The sequence below is a fragment of the Streptomyces sp. CoH27 genome, from assembly GCF_020181035.1.
Classification (GTDB): Bacteria; Actinomycetota; Actinomycetes; order Streptomycetales; family Streptomycetaceae; genus Streptomyces; species Streptomyces camelliae.
Map to the genome: position 1 here is coordinate 9,817 of NZ_JAIQYY010000012.1, position 20,023 is coordinate 29,839.

Below are 20,023 nucleotides of genomic sequence, written 5' to 3' on the forward strand. Positions count from 1 at the left end.
GCGCGTCCTTACGGTCCCGCTTGGACAGCCGGTCGATGTACAGGTAGCCGTAGAGGTGGTCGGTCTCGTGCTGCAAACAGCGTGCGAAGTAGCCGGTGCCGCGGACCTTGACCGGGTTGCCCCGCTCGTCCTGGCCGGTCACCTCGGCGTAGTCGGGACGCGCGAGCGGCGCGTAGGCCCCGGGCACGGACAGGCAGCCCTCGTTGCTGTCGTCCAGCCGGCGCCGGTCGGCCGCCAGGTCGACCAGCTTCGGGTTGCACACCACGCCGACGTGCCGCTTGCCCTCGTCGTCCTGGCAGTCGTAGACGAACACCTTCAGGTCGACGCCGATCTGGTTGGCGGCCAGGCCCACGCCCTCGGCGGTGCGCTGGCTGGCGAACATGTCGGCGACCAGCTGCTGAAGCTCCTCGCCGAACTCGGTGACGTCCTTGCACTCCTTGTGCAGCACCGGGTTGCCGACGACCGTGATCGGCCGCGAGGTGCCGCGCTCACGCCAGGCCTTCTCGCGCTCCTCGCAGTCCTCCGTGTCGACGACGTACCCCTCGTCATCGACGGGGAGCACGCCCGCGTGCTGCTGATCGGTGTCCTGCTGGGCCATGACCGACGTACGCCTTCCTGCAACCTTGGAAAAGTCCCGAGCCAAAAAGTCTCGGGTACAGCCTAAAGGCGGCCGGTCACCGTCGGCTCAGCAAACCTCTTCCAGGTCCCGCCAGTCCCGCGAGTCCGGACTGTCCGCGACCCAGCCGTCCAGCAGCCCACGGACCAGCGAAGCCGGCGCGGCCACCCCGCACTCCCGCTCCGGCACCCACAGCTGCCCGTCCGTGCGGTGCCCCAGCGGCCCGGGATGGCCCGGCTCGCTGTGATCGTGCGGGTCCAGATGCACCCCGTCCCCCTCGTCGGAGGGCATACGCGACTCGGAGCACATCCGGCACAGCAGCCGCACCGAGGACGACCAGTCCTCCGCGGCGAACCCGGCGTCGGCGGCGAGCTGCTCCAGCGCGTCCCGGTCCGCCTCCGTGGCCGCCTCCAGCAGGACCACCCAGGTCGGCACGGGTGAGGGCGCCCACAGCTCGATCTCGTCGAAGACCGGGTAGGCATGGCCGGCGGACGTCGTGCGCTCGCCGTGCGGGACACCGTCGTGCAGCACGACCTCGCCCCAGCGTCGCCCGGACGAGGGAAGCGGGATGGACAGCACCTCGATCCGCGCGGGGTCGAGCCTGCGGCCCCAGACGACCTCGGCCTCACCCTCCGGGGAGAGCCGTACGGCCGCGCTGCCCAGCTCCATGCCGACCGGTTCACCGGAGGCGGCGGCGCCTGCCCCGGGCTTCGGCCGGGAGGCACCCCCGGGCACCTTCAGGCCGTACGCCTGCCAGGCACGGCGGGCCAGCGGCCAGTCCTGCAGGGCCGTGGCGGCGATGCCGACGTTCCACCAGTCGGGCGCCCCGGTCTCCCGGTCGAGCAGAGCGACGGCGCGCAGTCCGGCCGCGCGGGCCTGCTCCCAGTCGTGCCGGAACTTGTGCAGCAGGGCGAGGTTGAACCAGGACTCCGACAGCCAGGGCTCCAGATCGGCGGCCCGTGTCAGCAGCTCGCCCGCGTCCTCGTAGCGACCGTCGCCGATGAGCGTGAACGCGCGATCGGTGGCCTGCCGCCAGGAGGCGGAGGGCCGGTGCCGTCCCTTGCCGAAGATCCTCACGATTCCCGCCTGCCAGTTCCAGTTCCACAATGGGCTGGCTTGTGCCCCCGGACACCCTCTCCCCCGCATCCAACCACGTGCGGTGGGGAAGGCGCTCATTACCCATGGGTTACCCAGCCGGGCGCGGGGTCAGACAGTGCCGTGCGTCTCCCCTCGCCCCGCGCCGGCGCGGCCTCCCGCCAGCCGCGCGGCCGGGCCAGCACCCGGGCGAGGGACTCGACGACCTCGGGGGCGTAGTCCCCGGCGGTGGCGAGCCGCAGTTTCTCCAGGGCCCGCAGGGGGCCCTCGGGACCGGCGTCCCGGGTCAGCTCCTCGTAGGCGTTCACGGCCCGGACGATCCGCGCGGCGACGGGCTGCTCCCGGCACGGGTCGGCCTGCCGCTCGACCACGACGGCGACCGCCGCGTCCACCCCGGTCTGCCGTACGACGGCCCCGCCGAGCAGCGCGATCCGCCGCTGCTGCGCGGCGGGCAGCGAGGCGGTGGCGCCGGCCGGGACCGGGTCGACCAGGCTGAGCTGGCCGATGTCGTGCATGAGGGCCGCGTACTCCAGAACGGTCAGCTCACCTCCGGCGAGGCCCAGATCGCGGCCGACGGCGAGACTGAGCGCGGCGACCCGGCGGGCGTGGCCCACGGGGGTGTACCCGGCTATCTCGGTGGCGCGGGCCAGGGAGGCGATGGTCTGCCGGTAGGTGGCGCGCACGGCCGCGTACCGGCGGATGGAGAGCTGGGTGAGCAGCAGGGGCAGGCAGAACACGGGCAGCGCCCACAGTCCGACGACGGCGACGGCGAGCGCCATCACGGCGCCGGTCGCGCCGACGGCGGAGCCGATGCCGAGCAGCCCGCGCAGTTCCTCGCGCAGGCGCGGGGCGAACGGCCAGCGGGTGCGGGCGTGCGCGAGGGCGGCGGCGAGGAGGGCGTCGCACAGTCCGGTGAGGCCGAGCAGGGCGATGAGGAGCAGGGCGTAGGCAGGGCCTTCCCAGGAGGCGAACAGGCCCTCGTTGCACAGGGGTTGGAAACAGACGGCGGTGAAGCCGACGGTGAGGACGCGGCGGGCGAGGTGGTCGAGGGTGGGGGTGCGGCCGGACCAGATGTGCGGGACGGCACCGAGTACGGCGGCGGCGAGGACGACGGTGACAACCTGGGCGGCGTGATGGTGGGTGGGCCGCCCGGCGTCGGCGCCGAGCAGGGCGTAGGCCAGCGAGCCGGCGGCGGCGAGCGGCGCGGCCTGGCGTGCCTCGGCGTCGGTCCACCGGGTCAGCTCGCCGACGGCTATGAGCACGCCGAAGGCGAGCGCGATCCCGCGGTCGGCGAGGCCGGTCCCCAGGGTGACGGCGAGGCAGCCTGCCGCGGTGAGCGCGGCGGCGCCGTGGATCACCCGCAGCGCGGTCACCGGGGCGTCCCGGTGCCGGGGACCGGCCGGACCGGCTCCTGGGGTGCCGTCATGTGCGCCTGGGCGGGTGCCGCCGTGTACGCCGGGTCGTCGTGCCCTGGTCCGCCGTGCGGCTGCTCGCCGGGCGGCACGTCGCCGTACCCCGGTTCGCCAGGCGCCGATTCCACGGGCGCCTGCCTGCCGGGCACCAACTTGCCGTACCCCGGTTCGCCGGGCGCCCGTTCGCCGGGCTCCTGCCCGCCGGGCGCCTGCGCGGCGGGCCTCGGTTCGCCGGGCGCCGATTCCACGGGCGCCTGCCTGCCGGGCACCAACTTGCCGTACCCCGGTTCGCCGGACGCCTGCCCGCCGGGCCCCCGTTCGCCGTGCGCCGACTCGCCTGGCGCCGACTCGCCGTCTGCGTCGGCTCTGTTCCCCGCATCGGCTTCGTCGGCGGTGACCGTGGGATGCCAGCCCTGGCGGCGCAGGGCGCGGCCCAGCGCGCCGACCATCCGGGGGTCGAACTGGGCGCCCGCGCAGCGCTCCAGCTCGGCGAGGGCCGTCTCGACCGGGCGGGCCCTGCTGTAGGAGCGGGTGGAGGTCATCGCGTCGAAGGCGTCGGCGACGGCGACGACCCGGGCGCACTCGGGGATCCGGTCGCCGGCCAGGCCGTACGGGTAGCCGCTGCCGTCGAGGCGTTCGTGGTGGTGCAGGATCGCCGTGCGGGCCTCGCCGAGGAAGGAGATCCCGCGGACCATCTCATGGCCGTACTCGGGGTGCAGTTCGATGATCCGGCGTTCCTCGGGGGTCAGCGGGCCGTCCTTGCGCAGCAGCCGGGTGGGAACGCCGAGCTTGCCGACGTCGTGCAGGATGCCGGCGAAGCGGAGCACCTCGACACGGTCGTCGTCCATGCCGAGTTCGCGGGCGATCAGGACGGAGGCCTGGCCGACGCGTTCGCTGTGGCCGCGGGTGTAGCCGTCCTTGAGGTCGACGGCCTGGACCAGGGCGCGGATGGTGGCCTGGTGGGCGGCGCGCTGCCGGTGGTACTGGGCGAAGACCCACCAGGAGACGTACATCGGCAGCAGCACGAGCAGCGCGGCGACCGGGCCGTACGGGCTGCGCCACAGCACGGCCATCATCAGCCCGGCAAGTCCGTGCACGGCGACCGGCGCGAGCGTGCGGGACAGCAGCCCGCGCCAGGCCCGGCGCACCGGCACGCGCTCGGCAACGGCCAGGATGCCGCCGTCGAGGCCGGTGAGGATCAGGCAGAAGGCGAGGACGGCCGCGCCCGCGGGCAGCAGGGCGTAGGGAAAGTCGGAGCCGACGACGGCGTCGCGGCCGCCGAGCGTCCAGTGCACCGTGGCGGCGCCCCACACGGCGAGCGCGGGCTGCGCGGCCCGCCACACCCGCCGGAGCAGGGCGGTCCGCTGCTCGACCGGGCAGAGCAGGGCAGCCGGCACCGGGACGAGCGCGGCGGCAGGCGGGGGCAGCAGGAACGCGCCGGCGAGCAGAACGGGATGGAAGGTGCCGCCGAAGCGGCGCCGTACGACGTACTCGCAGGCGGCGTAGAGCGCGGAGAGCAGGGCCAGCGCCCACCAGGGAGTCTGTATCGCCGGCAGCGGCAGCAGGCAGAGCAGCGCCAGCACGGCGACGGCGGCCACATAGCCGCGTGCTCTCGCCGGAACCGCCTCCATCGCGCCCCTCCCCGACCATGCCCTGCCCCGGCTGGGAGCCTAGGGCGGGAATGCCGGGGTACGGGGCTTATGACCTGAGGATTAGCACGTTCGGGTGATACGACCCGGCACTCAGCTGTCCTGCGGCGCGGCGGTGGCGTCGCGTTCCGGCAGGGGGTGGCCGGAGCGGATCAGGTCGATCCGCCCCATGACCTTGGCGCGCAGGTCGGCGGGCACGTCGTCATGGCCGCAGCACCGCTTGACCAGCTTCTTCACGGCCTGCTCCAGGCCGTACTTCTCCAGGCACGGGGAGCATTCCTCGAAGTGGTGCTGGAACTTGTCGCGATCGACGTCCGGCATCTCGCTGTCGAGGAACTCGTAGAGGTGATCGAGGACCTCGCGGCAATCCGTCTCGTGCGGGTCTCCGCAGCTCATGAGCCCGAGCCTTTCGCTTCGTTCGACTCTCCGGCGCCCGCCGGGACCAGCCCCCGCTCACGGGCATAGTCCTCCAGCATGCCGCGCAGCTGACGGCGGCCCCGGTGCAGCCGGGACATCACCGTACCGATGGGTGTCCCCATGATGTCCGCGATCTCCTTGTACGCAAAGCCCTCGACGTCCGCGAGATAGACGGCGATGCGGAACTCCTCGGGGATCGCCTGCAGCGCTTCCTTCACGTCCGAGTCGGGCAGGTGGTCGAGCGCCTGCGACTCGGCGGAGCGCAGACCCGTCGACATGTGCGACTCGGCGCGGGCCAGCTGCCAGTCCTCGATCTCCTCCGCGGCGGAGCGCTGGGGCTCGCGCTGCTTCTTGCGGTAGGAGTTGATGAACGTGTTGGTGAGGATCCGGTACAGCCACGCCTTGAGGTTGGTGCCCTCGCGGAACTGGTGGAAGGACCCGTAGGCCTTGGCGTACGTCTCCTGCACCAGGTCCTCGGCGTCGGCCGGGTTGCGTGTCATGCGCAGTGCGGCCGAGTACATCTGGTCGAGGTATTCGAGCGCGTCCCGCTCGAAGCGCGCGCTGCGCTCCGCGGTGGACTCCGAGTTCGTCCCCGCGCTCGTGCCCCGGCCCTCGGGCTGCTCCGCCTGGCCGTTGTCGGTCCCTGCGTCGGTACCGGTGACCGGACCCACCTCCTCAAGATCCCGGGCGGGACCGAGTCCGGTCCCACTCGTTTCGGAGGATAGAACACGACCCGTGCCTGCCGCCGCTCGAATAGGAGCGGTCTTCGCCGCGTGCAGCACCGTCCAGTCCAGGTCAGTACTGCTGCTGCGGGCCGGGCAGATGGTCGAACCCATGCGGCGGACTCCCTCTCCTACGACGTCTTCGGTGCCGAGGCCTCAGCACTTCTGTCCGCCTCAACAGCGGTCCGTCACGCAACATTCCCGGGCGTCATCCGAGTGACGCGATCCACTCCACGACACCCTCGGTGATGACCTCCAGGGCCCGCTCCTGGGTGACCTCGGCGCGCTTGGGGATCGCGAACCCGTGATCGCCGTACGGCACCTCGATCAGTCCGTACGAGCCCTCGGGGAACTCGCCCGGTTTCCCGAAGGGGTCGTTGCCGCCCTGAACGACGAGCGTGGGCACCCGGGCCCCGAGCAGTTCCTCGGCGCGGGACTTCTCCGGCTTGCCCGGCGGGTGCAGCGGGAAGCCGAGCGCGAGCACGGCGTGCGCGCCCAGCTCGGCCGCCGTACGGCAGGCGACCCGCGCCCCGGCGCTGCGTCCGCCGGAGATCACCGGCAGCTCCATCCCGGACAGCGCGGGCCAGATCCCGCGCCAGCCGGTGTCCAGGGTCTTCGGCGCGGGCGCGACCTTCTTGCCCGCGACCCGCCAGGGCTGCTCGACCAGCGCCACGCTCACCCCGTGCGCGGGGAGGGCCTGCGCGAGTGCCTGGAGGTCCCGCGCCTCGATGCCACCGCCGGCGCCATGGCCGAGGGCGAGCACGAACTGGGGTTTCATCGCCGTGCGCCAGGTGATGCGTGCGGTCCCGGCGTCGGTCTCGACAATCTCGATCACGCTAGAAGAGTGTGCCCTCTTCCGGGGCCGGCAGCTCCTTCAGCAGCTCCGCGCCGTTGTTGCGGACGTTGCTGACGGCCGTGGAGACCGGGTAGGCGCGCATCAGGCCGGGCGGGGGCGGGGCGAGCAGCTCGCGCAGGGCGTCGGGGTCGGTGCGGGCGGGGTCGAGCCAGGCGTCCCAGCGGTCCGGGGTGAGCATCAGCGGCATCCGGGGGTGGATCTCGGCGAGGGAGCCCGGTCCCTGTGCCGGGGCGACGGCCAGCGGGGTCTGCTCGGCCTCCGTGGTGATCACCGAGCAGGTGGCCCACCAGGCCTGGGGGTGGTCGTCGGGCAGGGTCCGGTCGCGCCAGAACTCGTACAGCCCGGCCATCGCGAAGACCGAGCCGTCGGCGGGCAGCACGAAGTACGGCTGCTTGCGCGGCCGCTTCTTCTTGCCCTCGACCTCCAGCTCCCGCTCCTGGGTGCCGGTGACCCACTCGTAGTAGCCGTCGGCCGGGATGATGCAGCGGCGGGCGGCGAAGGCGCGGCGGTAGGCGGGCTTCTCGTGCACGGTCTCCGCGCGCGCGTTGATCATCCGGGCACCGCCCTCGGGCGTCTTGGCCCAGGACGGCACCAGCCCCCACTTCAGCTTGCGCAGCTGGCGAACCGGACGTGGTGAGTCCGCGTCTTTCAGAGGACGGTCGAGGACGGCGTAGACCTCCTTGGTCGGAGCCACGTTGTAGTCCGGCTCCAGGGCCTCCTCGGGCTCCCACTTCTCGATCTCGAAGATTCCTGCGAGATCCTCGGGCCTACGACTCGATGCATACCGTCCGCACATACACGTCACACTGCCAGACTCCGGACCAGTACAGGGAGCCACTCGGACATATGGACAGCCTCGCCGCCCTCGCGCTGCCCGACCTCTGGGACCGGCTCACCGGCACCCAGCCCGCCCCCGCCCTGTGGGTGGTGATCGTCACGCTGGCGGCCGCGCTCGCCGTCGTCGTCCCGCACCCGGCGTGGCGGATATCCCGCAACGCCGTCACCATCGCGCACGAGGGCGGCCACGGCCTGATCGCCCTGCTCACCGGCCGGCAGCTCACGGGCATCCGGCTGCACTCCGACACCAGCGGCCTCACGGTCAGCCGGGGCAAGCCGTACGGGCTGGGCATGATCCTGACGGCGGCGGCCGGGTACACGGCCCCCTCGCTGCTGGGGCTGGGCGGGGCCGCGCTGCTGGTGGCGGGCCGGATCACGCTGCTGCTCTGGGTGGCGACGGCCCTGCTGGTGGTGATGCTGGTGATGATCAGGAACGCGTACGGCGTGCTCACCGTGGTCCTGGCCGGCGGCGCCTTCCTGCTGGTGTCCTGGCTGACCGGCCCCCAGGTGCAGGCCGCCTTCGCGTACGCGGTGGTGTGGTTCCTGCTGCTCGGCGGGGTACGGCCGCCCTTCGAGCTCCAGTCGAAGCGGTCCCGGGGAGGCGCCGGCGACTCGGACGCGGACCAGCTGTCCCGGCTGACGCACGTCCCGGCCGGGCTGTGGCTGTTCCTGTTCCACGCCGTGTCGGTCTGCTCGCTGATCGGTGGAGGGCGCTGGCTGCTGGAAGGTTGACGGCCGACCCTGCTTATACAGTGGGCCCATGGCCCCGAACACCGCCCTTCCCGCACTCTGGCCCGCCCCGCACGCGAGCGGAGCCGTCGACGCGACGGTCCACGTGCCGGGGTCCAAGTCGGTCACCAACCGCGCCCTGGTCCTCGCCGCCCTGGCCTCCGAGCCGGGCTGGCTGCGCCGCCCGCTGCGCTCCCGCGACACCCTGCTGATGGCCGGTGCCCTGCGGGCCATGGGCATCGAGATCGAGGAGGGCGTAGGTCCCGAGGGCACCGGCGAGGCCTGGCGGGTACTGCCCACCGGCCTGCACGGCCCGGCCACGGTGGACGTCGGCAACGCCGGCACGGTGATGCGCTTCCTGCCCCCGGTCGCCGCGCTGGCCGACGGCCCGATCCGGTTCGACGGCGACCCGCGGTCGTACGAGCGTCCCCTGAACGGCGTGATCGACGCGCTGCGCGTCCTCGGCGCCCGGATCGACGACGACGGCCGGGGCGCGCTGCCGCTGACCGTGCACGGCGGCGGGGCGCTGGACGGCGGCCCGGTGTCGATCGACGCCTCCTCGTCCTCCCAGTTCGTGTCGGCCCTCCTGCTGTCCGGCCCGCGCTTCAACCAAGGCGTCGAGGTCCGTCACACCGGCGCGACCCTGCCCTCCCTGCCGCACATCCGGATGACCGTCGACATGCTGCGCGCGGTCGGCGCCCAGGTGGACACCCCGGAGTCGGGCGGCGAACCGAACGTGTGGCGGGTGACGCCGGGCGCGCTGCTCGGCCGGGACCTGACGATCGAGCCGGACCTGTCCAACGCCCAGCCGTTCCTGGCGGCGGCGCTGGTGACCGGCGGCAAGGTGGTGATCCCGGACTGGCCGGAGCGGACCACGCAGCCCGGCGACCGGCTGCGGGAAATCTTCACCGAGATGGGCGGTTCCTGCGAACTCACCGACTACGGGCTGGTGTTCACCGGTTCGGGTGCCATCCACGGGATCGATGTGGACCTCGGCGACGTCGGCGAGCTGACCCCCGGCATCGCGGCCGTGGCCGCCCTCGCCGACTCCCCCTCCACCCTGCGTGGCGTGGCCCATCTGCGGCTGCACGAGACCGACCGGCTGGCCGCGCTCACCAAGGAGATCAACGAGCTCGGCGGTGACGTCACGGAGACCGCCGACGGCCTGCACATCCGCCCGCGCCCGCTGCACGGCGGGACCTTCCACACCTACGAGGACCACCGCATGGCGACCGCCGGCGCGATCCTCGGCCTCGCGGCCGAGGGCGTGCTCATCGAGAACGTGGCGACGACGGCCAAGACCCTGCCGGACTTCCCCGAGCTGTGGACCGGGATGCTCGGGCAGTAGGGACGTACGTCATGCGCCGCTACGGCAAGCACACCGACGAGGACGACATCCGCACCCGTCCCAACCGCAAGGGGACCCGGCCCCGTACGAATATCCGTCCCGCCCACGAGGACGCGGCCGAGGGCATGGTCCTCACCGTCGACCGGGGCCGGCTGACCTGTCTGGTCGAAGACCGTACGGTCCTGGCGATGAAGGCCCGCGAACTGGGCCGCAAGGCCGCCGTGGTGGGCGACCGGGTGGCGCTGGTCGGCGATCTGTCCGGCAAGAAGGACACGCTCGCGCGGATCGTGCGCATCGAGGAGCGCTCGTCGGTGCTGCGCCGCACGGCCGACGACGACGATCCGTACGAGCGCGTGGTCGTGGCGAACGCGGACCAGCTGGCGATCGTCACGGCCCTCGCCGACCCCGAGCCGCGCCCCCGCCTCATCGACCGCTGTCTGGTGGCCGCGTTCGACGGCGGCCTGGAGCCGCTGCTGGTGATGACGAAGTCGGACCTCGCCCCGCCGGACAAGCTGCTGGAGCTGTACGGCGACCTGGACATCCCGTACGTCGTCACCAGCCGGGAGGAGCTGGAGAACGGGGACGCGGCGGACCGGGTGCGCACGCTGCTGGACGGCCGGGTCACCGCGTTCGTCGGCCACTCCGGCGTCGGCAAGACGACCCTGGTCAACGCGCTCGTCCCGCGGGACCGGCGGCGTACGACGGGGCAGGTCAACGCGGTGACCGGGCGGGGCCGGCACACCACCACCTCGGCGCTGGCGCTGCCGCTGAGCGCGGACGACGGCTGGGTCATCGACACCCCGGGCGTGCGCTCCTTCGGGCTCGCGCACATCGACCCGTCCCGCGTGATCCACGCCTTCCCCGACCTCGAATCCGGCACGGAGGGCTGCCCGCGCGCGTGCAGCCACGACGAGCCGGACTGCGCGCTGGACGCCTGGGTCGAGGAGGGGCACGCGGATCCGGCCCGGCTGTACTCGCTGCGCCGGCTGCTGGCCACGCGGGAGCGCCGGGAAGGGGACTGACCACCGCGTTGTTTGGCCGGGTGAACGGCCGGTAAGTGCATACTCGCACCGAACCGGTGATCCGGATCAACGGGAGGACAGCGCATGGCGTGGCTGCTGGTCGTCGTGGCCGGGATGCTGGAGACCGGTTTCGCCGTCTGCCTGAAGCTCTCCCACGGGTTCACCCGGCTGTGGCCGACGATCGCCTTCGCCTGCTTCGCGCTGGGCAGCTTCGGTCTGCTGACCCTCTCGCTGAAGAAGCTCGACGTCGGCCCCGCCTACGCCGTGTGGACCGGGATCGGCGCGGCGGGCACCGCGATCTACGGCATGGTCTTCCTCGGCGACCTGGTGTCCATGCTGAAGCTCGTGTCGATCAGCTTCGTCATCGTCGGGGTGATCGGACTCCAGCTCTCGGGGTCGGCGCACTAGCGCTCCGCGGGGAGAGCCGTGGTGGGCCGTCGGTCGTCCGCGGGTTCGTCCTGGCTGGTCGCGCCCACGCGGCGGAGCCGCATATCGATACAGCCCCGCGCCCCTTCAGGGCGCCAGTCCGGGGCCGGTTCGAAGAGCGCCAGTTCGGCGCCGAAGCCGACCAGGAGGGTACCGTTCCCGGCCGGGGCCACGGTGTGCACGCGGTACGGGACGTGCAGGGCGCGGCCGGCCGGCGCGTGGGCGGCGAGGTCCCAGGCGCGCACGGTGCAGTCGTCGCCGCCGGTGACCGCGAGCACCCGGCCGCCGAGCGTGGTGACGGCGAGGGCGGCGATCCGGCGCCGGTGACCGCGCAGCGGCCCGCCGCGCGGACGGCCCGTGGCGAGGTCCCAGACCAGCGGCCGGGTGTCGTAGCCGGCGGTGGTCACGGCGACCGGCACACCGTCCGGGCAGGCCGTCGCGACCTGGTTCACCGCCCGTGAGTGACCGGACATCGGCGGGCCGAGCGGGGCGCGTCCGGCCAGGTCCCAGCGCCGTACCGTGCGGTCGCCGTGGCCCGTGACGACCAGTGGCCCGGCGTCGGTGCCGATGGCCGCGATCGCCCTGACGGGCAGCGGGTCGGCGGTCTCCAGCGGCGGCCCGGTCTCCTCCCGGGCGGCCAGGTCGAACACCCGGACCGAGCCGCGCCGGGTGCCCACGAACAGCAGCGCCCGCCCGGCCACGACGGCCGTCGCGAGGGCGCACGGCTCCGGGTCCCGGCAGTCGAGCGGGGCGCCGGCCGCCTCGCGGGTCGCCAGGTCGGTGCACCGTACGAACCCGTCCCGGTCCAGCGTCAACAGCAATGTGCGCCCGGCCAGTTCGACGGTGACCGGGCGGGCTGCCGGGTTCGTCCCCGGGTGGCCGGGCAGCGGCTCGACGGGGTGCGGGCGGGCCGCGTCCCACAGGTCGACCGTGCCGTCGTGGCGGCCGGTGACCGCGAGCCGACGGCCGGCCACGGCCGCCGTGGTCAGCGACGCCACGCCCCGGCCGGGCCCGTCGAGCACGGTGCCGCCGTGCCGCCGGCCGGTCAGCCGCCAGCTGCGCAGCACCCCGTCGGCGGCCTCCCCCACCACCACCGGCCGGCCGTCGAGAACGCTCAGCGCCACCTCGCGCACCGGCTCCTGGTGGCCGGTGAAGGCGTCGGCTACGGTTGCGCCGGTGGCCGCGTCCCACACCCGGACCTCGCGGTCCCGCCCGCCGGTGACGACGAGGACCCGGCCGTCCACCACGGCCGCGGCGACCGCGCTCACCGCATGGCCGTGCCCGGTGAAGGGGGTGCCGCACTGCTGCCGGGTGGCGAGGTCCCAGACGCGGGCCGTGCCGTCCATGCCCGCGGTGACCGCGAGGGTACGGCCGCCCGCCTGCACGGTGGCCACGGCCGACACCGGCGCGGTGTGCCCGGTGAGCGCGCGGCCCGCCGGCCGGCCGGTGGCCAGGTCGCGGACGCGGACGTCGTGGTCGTGTTCGCCGGCCGTGACGACGACCGGCCGCCCGGCCACCTCGGCCGTGGCGACGGCGGCCACCCAGCCCCGGTGTCCCCCGGCGGGCTCGGCGACGGTCCGGCCGCTCGCCAGGTCCCACACCCGCACCAGCCCGTCCCAGCCGCCGGTGACCAGGAGGGTACGGCCGTCGAGGCGGGCGGTGGCCGCGTGCGTGAGCAGACCCTGGTCCACCCGCACCGGCTCTCCGGCGGGCTCCCCCGTCTCCAGGTCCCAGGCCCGCAGGGTGTCGCCGTCGTGGTCGGGCCGCCAGCTGCGGTCGGGATGGTCGTGCCCGGTGAGCAGGAGCACCCGGTCCTCGTACGGGACCACGCCGACGACGCGGGCGGGATGCGGCGCCTTGAACAGCTCCACCGCCGTCCCGTCCAGCACGTCCACCGCCCGTACCTCGCCGAAGGGCCCGGCGTCCACGGACACCAGCCGCCCGCGCCGTAGGGCCGTCGCGGTGTGTACGGCGGTGCGGCCCAGCACGTGCACGATCCGCTCGTCGGCCCAGCGCCCGCTCGCCCAGCCGCCGACCCGCCAGGGCGCGCCCTCCTGCGCGGCGGCGAACCGTGCCACGAGGTCCGGCCAGCCGAACCGCGCGGCCTCCAGCGACAGCAGCTGGGCACGTTCCGCGTCGTCCAGATCCTTGAGCCGGTGCGCCACGGACCGGTTCACGACGGCACTGCGCTCATCCTCCACCGCACACCCCCTCGAAAAGGGGGAGATACCCCCTTGAAAGGGGGAGCCTACCCGTCAGCTGAGAACGGCAGCCTGCCCGTCAACTCCCGCTGCTTGTACCGCAGTCCACTGCTCAGGCCGCCCGCTGGGGGACCACCGCCCGGACCAGTTCCGCGACACCGCCCTCGCCCGGCGGGGCCGCGACGCAGGACAGGGCGAGGCGGACGACGAGTTCGCAGGGGTGGGTCAGCTCGGCGGTGTCGGCGGGGGTGGCGGCGGGGCCGGCCAGGGCGGTGACCGCACGGTCGCGCACGATCCGGACGAAGTCGCGGGGCGTCGGCAGCGGCCCGTCGGCCCGGCGCTGCGCGGGCACCGCGGAGGCGGAGGGCACGGCGGTGAGCGGCGGGGCGGGCAGCCGCTCGCTCCAGCAGCCGGTGAGCATGGCCCGGATCAGCGCGTTCTCCCGCGCGGCGGAGCTGGTCCACTCGGCGACGGCGGTGAGCCGCTCGCAGGGCTCGGCGGAACCGGCGAGCGCCCGCTCGACCCCGGCGAGGTAGCCGTCGGCCGCCCGCCGCACCAGCGCCCGGGCCAGGCCGTCCTTGCTGCCGAACTCGTTGTACAGGGTCTGCCGGGACACTCCGGCCGACGCGGCGACGTCGACCATCCGCACCGTGGACCACGGCCGGCGCGCAAGCGCCGTGAAGGCGGCGTCCAGTAGTGACTCCCGGGCAGCAGGCATCATCGCCTCCGTGGCCAGACCAGCTCTGCGCCCAGAGTTGACGCGCCCGTATGCACTGTCAAGGGTGCGCGGGGGTACGCGGTCGAGGGTGCGCGGGGGTGAGCGCTGCCGCGCCGGCTCCGCACCGGACACGCTCCTGCCCCGCTGGCCCCGCCCCGAGCGCGGCGGCTACCGTTTGCTGCATGCCGGACTACCTTGACGACCTGCGCCTCGCCCACGTCCTCGCGGACGCCGCCGACGCCGCCACCATGGACCGCTTCAAGGCCCTCGACCTGAAGGTGGAGACGAAGCCGGACATGACCCCGGTGAGCGAGGCCGACAAGGCGGCGGAGGAACTCATCCGCGGCCAGCTCCAGCGCGCCCGCCCGCGGGACGCGGTCCTCGGCGAGGAGTACGGCGTCGAGGGCACCGGCCCCCGCCGCTGGGTGATCGACCCCATCGACGGCACCAAGAACTACGTCCGTGGCGTCCCCGTCTGGGCCACGCTCATCTCCCTGATGGAGGCGGGCGAGGGGGGCTACCAGCCCGTCGTGGGCGTCGTCTCCGCCCCCGCGCTGGGCCGCCGCTGGTGGGCCGCGAAGGGCCACGGCGCCTTCACCGGCCGTAACCTCACCTCGGCGAGCCGGATCCATGTCTCCCGGGTCGGCAAGCTCACGGACGCCTCCTTCGCGTACTCCTCGCTGTCCGGCTGGGAGGAGCAGGGTCGCCTCGACGGCTTCCTGGACCTCACCCGCCAGGTGTGGCGCACGCGCGCGTACGGCGATTTCTGGCCCTACATGCTGGTCGCCGAGGGTGCGGTCGACATCTGCGCCGAACCGGAGCTGTCCCTGTGGGACATGGCCGCGAACGCGATCGTCGTCACCGAGGCCGGCGGCAGCTTCACGGGGCTCGACGGCCGGCCGGGCCCGCACAGCGGCAACGCGGCAGCGTCCAACGGCCTGCTCCACGACGAGCTGCTGGGGTATCTCAACCCGCGCCACTGAGCACGGAGATCGGGCGCGCACGCCCTCAACTGACGTCGCGCGCCCTCTTGTTGACTCTCCCTCTACCTGGAACTCTGGGCCCACCCTCATTTGTGAACTTGTGAATCCCGGCACGGGATTCCTAGGAGGTGGACCATCCATGCTCGTCCGTGACGCCATGAGCGCGGTGATCCTCACCGTCGGCCCCACCCACACCCTCCGCCAGGCAGCCACCCTGATGTCCGCACGCCGCACCGGCGCCGCCGTGGTCCTCGACCCGGACGCCGGCGGCATCGGCATCCTGACCGAACGCGACATCCTCGACTCCGTCGGCCTCGGCCAGAACCCGGACACCGAACACGTCCATGCCCACACCACCACCGACGTCGTCTTCGCCGCCCCCGCCTGGACCCTCCAGGAGGCCGCCCGTGCCATGACCCACGGCGGCTTCCGGCATCTGGTCGTCCTGGACGGCGGCGAGGTGGCCGGCATCGTCTCGGTCCGCGACATCATCCGCTGCTGGCTTCCGGCCCGCGAGCCCGCACCGGCCCGCTGAGCGTGCGCGACGGGGGCGGACGCGGAACGGGCCGGACCCCGAGCACCGTGGGGTCCGGCCCACCGGGCAGCACGGAGGCGTGCCGCCGTCTTCGGCACGGCTCAGCCGCGCAGCTCCTGCACGGCCGCTTCCAGCCGCTTGCCGAAGTCGGCGTCGGCGCGTCCGAAGTTGCCGATCGCACGCTCGGCGATCTCGTCCTTCGACACCTTGGCGATGAAGCCCGCCAGGTTGGCGACCAGCCGCTCCTTCTCGTCCTCCGCCATCAGCCGGTAGAGGTTGCCCGCCTGGACGAAGTCGTCGTCCTCGGCGTGCACCGGGGTGGGGTGGTCGCCGGTGGCGCCGGCGACGGAGACGGGCTGCCACAGCGCACGGCCCGTCTGCCCCGGCCCGCCGAAGCTGTTCGGCTCGTAGTTCTTCGCCCCGCTGTGCCGGCCGTCGTACAGGAAGCCGTCCCGGGAGTTGGTGCGCGCCTCGGTGGCGTGCGGGCGGTTCACCGGCAGGTGGTCGGCGTTGATGCCGACGCGGTAGCGGTGGGCGTCGCCGTACGCGAAGAGCCGGCCCTGGAGCATCTTGTCGGGGGACGGGCCGATGCCCGGCACGAAGTGCGCGGGGCTGAAGACCGACTGCTCGACCTCGGCGAAGATGTTCTGCGGGTTGCGGTTCAGCTCCAGCTTGCCGATCTCGACGACCGGGTAGTCCGCGTGCGGCCACACCTTGGTCAGGTCGAACGGGTTGAAGCGGTACGTCGCCGCGTCGGCCGCCGGCATGATCTGCACGCCCACGGTCCAGCTCGGGAACTCACCGCGCTCGATGGCCTCGCGCAGGTCGCGCTGGTGGGAGTCCGGGTCCGCGCCGGCGATCCGGTCGGCCTCCGCCTGGGTGAGGTTCTTGATCCCCTGGTCGGTCTTGAAGTGGTACTTGACCCAGAAGACCTGGCCGGTCTCGTTGTTCCACTGGTAGGTGTGCGAGCCGAAGCCGTCCATGTGCCGGTACGACGCCGGGATGCCCCGGTCGCCGAACAGCCAGGTCACCTGGTGGGTCGACTCGGGGCTGAGCCCCCAGAAGTCCCAGACGTTGTCGGCCTCCGTGGAGCCCGTGTACGGGTCGCGCTTCTGGGTGTGGATGAAGTCCGGGAACTTGATCGCGTCCCGGATGAAGAACACCGGGGTGTTGTTGCCGACGAGGTCGTAGTTGCCCTCCTCGGTGTAGAACTTCAGCGCGAAGCCACGCGGGTCGCGGACGGCGTCCGCCGCGCCGAGGTTTCCGGCCACGGTCGAGAAGCGCAGGAAGACCTCGGTCTCCTTGCCGGCCTCGGAGAGAAAAGCGGCCCTGGTGTACGGCGTGACGTCCGCCGTCACCGTGAAGGTGCCGTACGCACCCGCACCCCGCGCGTGCACCACACGCTCGGGGATGCGCTCCCGGTTGAAGTGGGCGAGCTTCTCCAGCAGCAGCTGGTCCTGGACCAGCACCGGCCCGCCGACGCCCGCCGTCTCGCTGTTCTGGTTGTCGGCGACCGGAGCCCCGGCCTCCGTGGTGAGCGGTCCCTGCGTCACGTGCGCCTCCTGCGTCATACCTGTCCTGCGACTAAAGCCGTTCCGGATCCTACATTGGACTAGATCTAAGTCAAACAATGATCCAATCTCACACCTATTCCCGTCCTGGTCCCCCCTCCTGTTAGGCTGGTAGCCATGAGCGACCTTCTGGAACGGCTGCGCGGACGCGGATGGCGGATGACCGCGCAGCGGCGCGTGGTGGCCGAGGTCCTGGACGGCGAGCACGTCCACCTCACGGCCGACGAGGTCCATGCGCGCGCTGTCGCGAAGCTCCCGGAGATCTCCCGGGCGACCGTCTACAACACCCTGGGCGAGCTGGTCTCCCTCGGCGAGGTGCTGGAAGTCTCGACGGACAAGCGCGCGAAGCGGTACGACCCGAACGCGCACCGCCCGCACCACCACCTGGTCTGCGCCCGCTGCGGCGCGATCCGCGACGTCCACCCGACGGGCAACCCGCTCGCCGACCTCCCCGACAAGGAGCGCTTCGGCTTCACGGTGTCGGACGTCGAGGTGACGTACCGGGGGCTGTGCCCGGACTGCGCAGGTTCGTGAAACAGGGGGCGCAAGCCCCCTCTTTTTTCCGCTCCCGATCTTTTCTGCTCCCGAACGCACCTAGGGCCGGAATCCATCTCTGGATTCCGGCCCTAGGCCTTCAGTAGCGGGGACAGGATTTGAACCTGCGACCTCTGGGTTATGAGCCCAGCGAGCTACCGAGCTGCTCCACCCCGCGTCGGTGAACACGACATTACGTGAGGGAGGTGGACCGAGGCAAATCAGTTACCGGAGACGTGGCGGGGCTCACTTCTTCACGCCGAGAGTTCCTCGCGCAGCGCGTCCCTGAGCCGTCCCGCCCGCTCCGTGACCTCCGCGGGTCCGAGGGCCACCGCCCGGTCGGCCCAGCGCTGTCCCTCTGCCAGCTCGCCCCGACGCGCGTAGACAAGGGCCAGCCGGAGTGCCGCCCGGCCGTGCCCGGCGTCCGCGGCGCGGGTCCACCAGACCGCCGCCTCCGGCTCGCTGCCCTCCCGGGCCAGGAGCAGCCCCAGGTTGAAGGCACCGTTGCGCGACCCGGCCTCGGCCGCCGCCCGGTACCACCGCGCCGCCTCGACCACGTCACCCCGGGCGGCGGCCAGCATGCCGACCCGCACTTGCGCCCGCCGGTGGCCCTGCGTGGCGGCGCGCTCGTACCACTCCTCGCACTCGGTCTTCTCGTGCACTATCTCGCCCAGCTCGTGCGCGGGCTCCGGCGGCCGGCGGGCGTCGAGCAGCGCGGCCAGCCGGTACGCGCCCTCGGCGCTGCCGCCGCCCGCCGCGCACCGCAGATGCCGCTCGGCCTCCTGCTCGTCGCCCTCGCGCAGCCGGGCGATGCCGACCTGGAGCGCGGCCTCGGTGTGCCCGGCGGCAGCGGCCCGCTCGTACCAGCGCAGGGCCATGGTCTCCTCGCCGCGCCCGGCGTAGAGGATCCCGAGGTTGAACGCGGCGTCCACGCTGCCGGCCTCGGCGGCCTTGGAGAACCACGGCTCGGCGCCGGTGGTGTCGCCGTGCTGGAGCAGCAGGATGGCGAGGGCGTTCGCGGCCTCCCGGTGCCCGGCGTAGGCGGCCCGCCGGTACCACTGCTCGGCCTGCGCGGTGCGCCCCTGCTCCGCGCAGAGCAGCCCGAGGTTGTACGCGCCATTGTCGTCGCCCGCGTCCAGCGCCGCCCGGTACCAGCGCTCGGCGGTCTGGGTCTCACCGCGCTCGGCGTGCAGCGCGCCGAGCGCGTTGGCCGCGTTGCCGTCGCCCTCCTGGGCGGCGCGCAGCCACCACACGGCCGCACTCTCGGTGTCCCCGGCGTCGCGCAGCAGGAAGCCCAGCGCACAGGCGGCGCGGGCCTCGCCGTCCTTGGCCGAGGTCAGATACCAGCGCCCGGCCTCCTTCAGCTCGCCCCGCTTCTCCAGGATCGCGCCGAGGTACAGCGCGGCCCGCCGGTGACCGCGCGCGGCGGCCTGCCGGTACCACTGCTCGGCCTCCACGACAGCGTTGTCACCGCCGGTCTCCTCCGTACGACCACCCTGACCGGACGTGCGGCCGGCCCCCTCCAGGACACCGTTGCCACCAATGCTCCGGCGGGCCGGCGCACCTCCGCCCCGGAGATCGGCCTCCTCGTGTCCGGTCCTGCGGTCGAGCGCGCGCGCCAGCCGGTACGCCGCCTCCCGGTGGCCGCGCTCGGCGGCGGCCCGCATCCAGTGCTCGGCCCCGACGTCACCGCGGTGCTCCAGCAGGTCGGCGAGGGCATAGGCACCGAGGGCATGGCCCTGCTCGGCGGACTGGCGCAGCCAGTACTCGGCGGCGGGCTCGTCCCCGCGTTCGCGGTGATAGCGGCCGAGGGCGTGCGCGGCGGCGGCGGAACCGGCGACGGCGGCGACGCGCCACCAGCCGGCGGCCTCGTCGGGGTAGCCACGCTGGTGCAGCAGGACGCCGAGGTTATTGGCGGCGGCACGGTCACCGGCCGCGGTGGCGGCACGCAGCTGGGGTTCGGCTCCGTCGAGGTCGCCGCGGCGCAGCAGCAGGCTTCCGAGGACACTCGCGGCCTCGGCGTCGCCGCTCTGCGCGGCGAGTCCGAGGCGTACCTCCTCGGCGGCGTCCCCCATGTCGCTCAGCTCGTCGCGGGTCGGCTCCTCACCGGAAGGCTGCACAAATCGCCCTGACTCGAACAGAGTTGCCTTGTCCCCCATAACGTCCATCGTCGCACCACCTGCAACCTGGGTACACCCGGTATACCGCAGCCCGTGAGGTCACTTCAGCGTTTTGTCGACATGCCCACAGGACGACAAGTCAAACACACCCCCCTCAACTCCTCACGGCGGCGCGGCCGTACCTCCTTCCCGTACTTGAGTTCGCACACCACGAAGGCCCGGATCCCTTGGG

The 20,023-nt window shown here is 73.2% G+C and carries 18 protein-coding genes, 1 tRNA gene and 1 pseudogene; 7 read left to right on the forward strand and 13 right to left on the reverse strand.

All coding sequences use genetic code 11. The annotated features are described in order from the left end of the window. From def to LE548_RS21065, 8 genes and pseudogenes are all read right to left on the reverse strand, one after another. The coding region (def, locus tag LE548_RS21030; protein ID WP_225098460.1) for a peptide deformylase at positions 1 to 598 on the reverse strand (598 nt) is incomplete at its 3' end. Positions 599 to 685: 87 nt separating this feature from the next. Further along, positions 686 to 1,693, reverse strand: coding sequence for a hypothetical protein (locus LE548_RS21035; RefSeq protein ID WP_225098461.1), 1,008 nt, complete (start codon positions 1,691 to 1,693; stop codon positions 686 to 688). Positions 1,694 to 1,791: 98 nt separating this feature from the next. Then, positions 1,792 to 3,084 carry an HD-GYP domain-containing protein gene (locus LE548_RS21040; protein ID WP_225098462.1) on the reverse strand — a complete coding sequence of 431 codons (1,293 nt, stop codon included), beginning with the start codon at positions 3,082 to 3,084 and terminating at the stop codon, positions 1,792 to 1,794. 418 nt (positions 3,085 to 3,502) lie between these two features. Further along, positions 3,503 to 4,754, reverse strand: a pseudogene (locus LE548_RS21045) (HD-GYP domain-containing protein); the annotation flags it as partial. Between the two features lie 111 nt (positions 4,755 to 4,865). Continuing rightward, entirely contained in the window at positions 4,866 to 5,168 is a 303-nt protein-coding gene (gene rsrA / locus LE548_RS21050) for a mycothiol system anti-sigma-R factor (protein WP_225098463.1), read from the reverse strand. Next, positions 5,165 to 5,860 (reverse strand): RNA polymerase sigma factor SigR, encoded by a 696-nt coding sequence (sigR, locus tag LE548_RS21055; protein WP_225098464.1) that lies wholly within the window; start codon positions 5,858 to 5,860, stop codon positions 5,165 to 5,167. Before sigR ends, rsrA begins: the two co-directional genes overlap by 4 nt. A gap of 259 nt (positions 5,861 to 6,119) precedes the next feature. After that, positions 6,120 to 6,746 (reverse strand): alpha/beta family hydrolase, encoded by a 627-nt coding sequence (locus tag LE548_RS21060; RefSeq protein ID WP_225098465.1) that lies wholly within the window; start codon positions 6,744 to 6,746, stop codon positions 6,120 to 6,122. A 1-nt stretch (position 6,747) separates the two neighbouring features. Further along, positions 6,748 to 7,563: an SOS response-associated peptidase gene (locus tag LE548_RS21065; protein ID WP_225098466.1), complete on the reverse strand. Its 816-nt coding sequence runs from the start codon at positions 7,561 to 7,563 to the stop codon at positions 6,748 to 6,750. A 50-nt stretch (positions 7,564 to 7,613) separates the two neighbouring features. On the opposite strand from LE548_RS21065, the gene LE548_RS21070 reads away from it, so the two are divergent. From LE548_RS21070 to LE548_RS21085, 4 genes are all read left to right on the forward strand, one after another. Further along, positions 7,614 to 8,336 carry a M50 family metallopeptidase gene (locus tag LE548_RS21070; protein ID WP_225098467.1) on the forward strand — a complete coding sequence of 241 codons (723 nt, stop codon included), beginning with the start codon at positions 7,614 to 7,616 and terminating at the stop codon, positions 8,334 to 8,336. A gap of 28 nt (positions 8,337 to 8,364) precedes the next feature. Continuing rightward, positions 8,365 to 9,681: a 3-phosphoshikimate 1-carboxyvinyltransferase gene (gene aroA / locus LE548_RS21075; protein ID WP_225098468.1), complete on the forward strand. Its 1,317-nt coding sequence runs from the start codon at positions 8,365 to 8,367 to the stop codon at positions 9,679 to 9,681. A gap of 11 nt (positions 9,682 to 9,692) precedes the next feature. Then, the gene (rsgA, locus tag LE548_RS21080; protein WP_225098469.1) at positions 9,693 to 10,703 is read left to right on the forward strand and encodes a ribosome small subunit-dependent GTPase A; all 1,011 of its coding nucleotides are present in this window, start codon (positions 9,693 to 9,695) and stop codon (positions 10,701 to 10,703) included. Between the two features lie 84 nt (positions 10,704 to 10,787). After that, positions 10,788 to 11,111, forward strand: coding sequence for a multidrug efflux SMR transporter (locus LE548_RS21085; protein ID WP_225098470.1), 324 nt, complete (start codon positions 10,788 to 10,790; stop codon positions 11,109 to 11,111). Here LE548_RS21085 and LE548_RS21090 read toward each other — a convergent pair. After that, the gene (locus LE548_RS21090; RefSeq protein ID WP_225098471.1) at positions 11,108 to 13,330 is read right to left on the reverse strand and encodes a WD40 repeat domain-containing protein; all 2,223 of its coding nucleotides are present in this window, start codon (positions 13,328 to 13,330) and stop codon (positions 11,108 to 11,110) included. The two genes, LE548_RS21085 and LE548_RS21090, sit on opposite strands and share 4 nt — an antisense overlap. 112 nt (positions 13,331 to 13,442) lie before the next feature. Further along, a complete protein-coding gene (locus LE548_RS21095; RefSeq protein WP_225098472.1) occupies positions 13,443 to 14,048 on the reverse strand; it encodes a TetR/AcrR family transcriptional regulator in 606 nt (201 codons plus the stop codon). A gap of 182 nt (positions 14,049 to 14,230) precedes the next feature. Here LE548_RS21095 and hisN point away from each other — a divergent pair, with 182 nt between their 5' ends. Together hisN and LE548_RS21105 are read left to right on the forward strand one after the other, a co-directional pair. Continuing rightward, positions 14,231 to 15,031: a histidinol-phosphatase gene (gene hisN / locus LE548_RS21100; RefSeq protein WP_225098473.1), complete on the forward strand. Its 801-nt coding sequence runs from the start codon at positions 14,231 to 14,233 to the stop codon at positions 15,029 to 15,031. A gap of 139 nt (positions 15,032 to 15,170) precedes the next feature. Continuing rightward, positions 15,171 to 15,566: a cyclic nucleotide-binding/CBS domain-containing protein gene (locus LE548_RS21105; protein ID WP_225098474.1), complete on the forward strand. Its 396-nt coding sequence runs from the start codon at positions 15,171 to 15,173 to the stop codon at positions 15,564 to 15,566. A 101-nt stretch (positions 15,567 to 15,667) separates the two neighbouring features. Here the strand turns inward: LE548_RS21105 and LE548_RS21110 are convergent, their stop codons facing one another. After that, on the reverse strand, positions 15,668 to 17,119 hold the full coding sequence (locus LE548_RS21110; RefSeq protein WP_225098475.1) for a catalase: 1,452 nt from the start codon (positions 17,117 to 17,119) through the stop codon (positions 15,668 to 15,670). Positions 17,120 to 17,254: 135 nt separating this feature from the next. Here LE548_RS21110 and LE548_RS21115 point away from each other — a divergent pair, with 135 nt between their 5' ends. After that, complete coding sequence (locus LE548_RS21115) at positions 17,255 to 17,671, forward strand: Fur family transcriptional regulator (protein ID WP_225098476.1); 417 nt, start codon at positions 17,255 to 17,257, stop codon at positions 17,669 to 17,671. A gap of 104 nt (positions 17,672 to 17,775) precedes the next feature. Here the strand turns inward: LE548_RS21115 and LE548_RS21120 are convergent. Together LE548_RS21120 and LE548_RS21125 are read right to left on the reverse strand one after the other, a co-directional pair. Continuing rightward, positions 17,776 to 17,849, reverse strand: a tRNA-Met gene (locus LE548_RS21120). A 76-nt stretch (positions 17,850 to 17,925) separates the two neighbouring features. Continuing rightward, positions 17,926 to 19,839, reverse strand: a complete 1,914-nt coding sequence (locus LE548_RS21125) for a tetratricopeptide repeat protein (RefSeq protein ID WP_225098477.1) — start codon at positions 19,837 to 19,839, stop codon at positions 17,926 to 17,928. Between the last annotated feature and the right edge of the window lie 184 nt (positions 19,840 to 20,023).

Coding starts and splice junctions, on each gene's coding strand:
- rsrA (WP_225098463.1), bottom strand. CDS start 5,168: ATGAGCTGCGGAGACCCGCACGAGACGGATTGCCGCGAGGTCCTCGAT.
- LE548_RS21065 (WP_225098466.1), bottom strand. CDS start 7,563: ATGTGCGGACGGTATGCATCGAGTCGTAGGCCCGAGGATCTCGCAGGA.
- LE548_RS21070 (WP_225098467.1), top strand. CDS start 7,614: ATGGACAGCCTCGCCGCCCTCGCGCTGCCCGACCTCTGGGACCGGCTC.
- aroA (WP_225098468.1), top strand. CDS start 8,365: ATGGCCCCGAACACCGCCCTTCCCGCACTCTGGCCCGCCCCGCACGCG.
- rsgA (WP_225098469.1), top strand. CDS start 9,693: ATGCGCCGCTACGGCAAGCACACCGACGAGGACGACATCCGCACCCGT.
- LE548_RS21085 (WP_225098470.1), top strand. CDS start 10,788: ATGGCGTGGCTGCTGGTCGTCGTGGCCGGGATGCTGGAGACCGGTTTC.
- LE548_RS21095 (WP_225098472.1), bottom strand. CDS start 14,048: ATGCCTGCTGCCCGGGAGTCACTACTGGACGCCGCCTTCACGGCGCTT.
- hisN (WP_225098473.1), top strand. CDS start 14,231: ATGCCGGACTACCTTGACGACCTGCGCCTCGCCCACGTCCTCGCGGAC.
- LE548_RS21105 (WP_225098474.1), top strand. CDS start 15,171: ATGCTCGTCCGTGACGCCATGAGCGCGGTGATCCTCACCGTCGGCCCC.
- LE548_RS21115 (WP_225098476.1), top strand. CDS start 17,255: ATGAGCGACCTTCTGGAACGGCTGCGCGGACGCGGATGGCGGATGACC.
- LE548_RS21125 (WP_225098477.1), bottom strand. CDS start 19,839: ATGGACGTTATGGGGGACAAGGCAACTCTGTTCGAGTCAGGGCGATTT.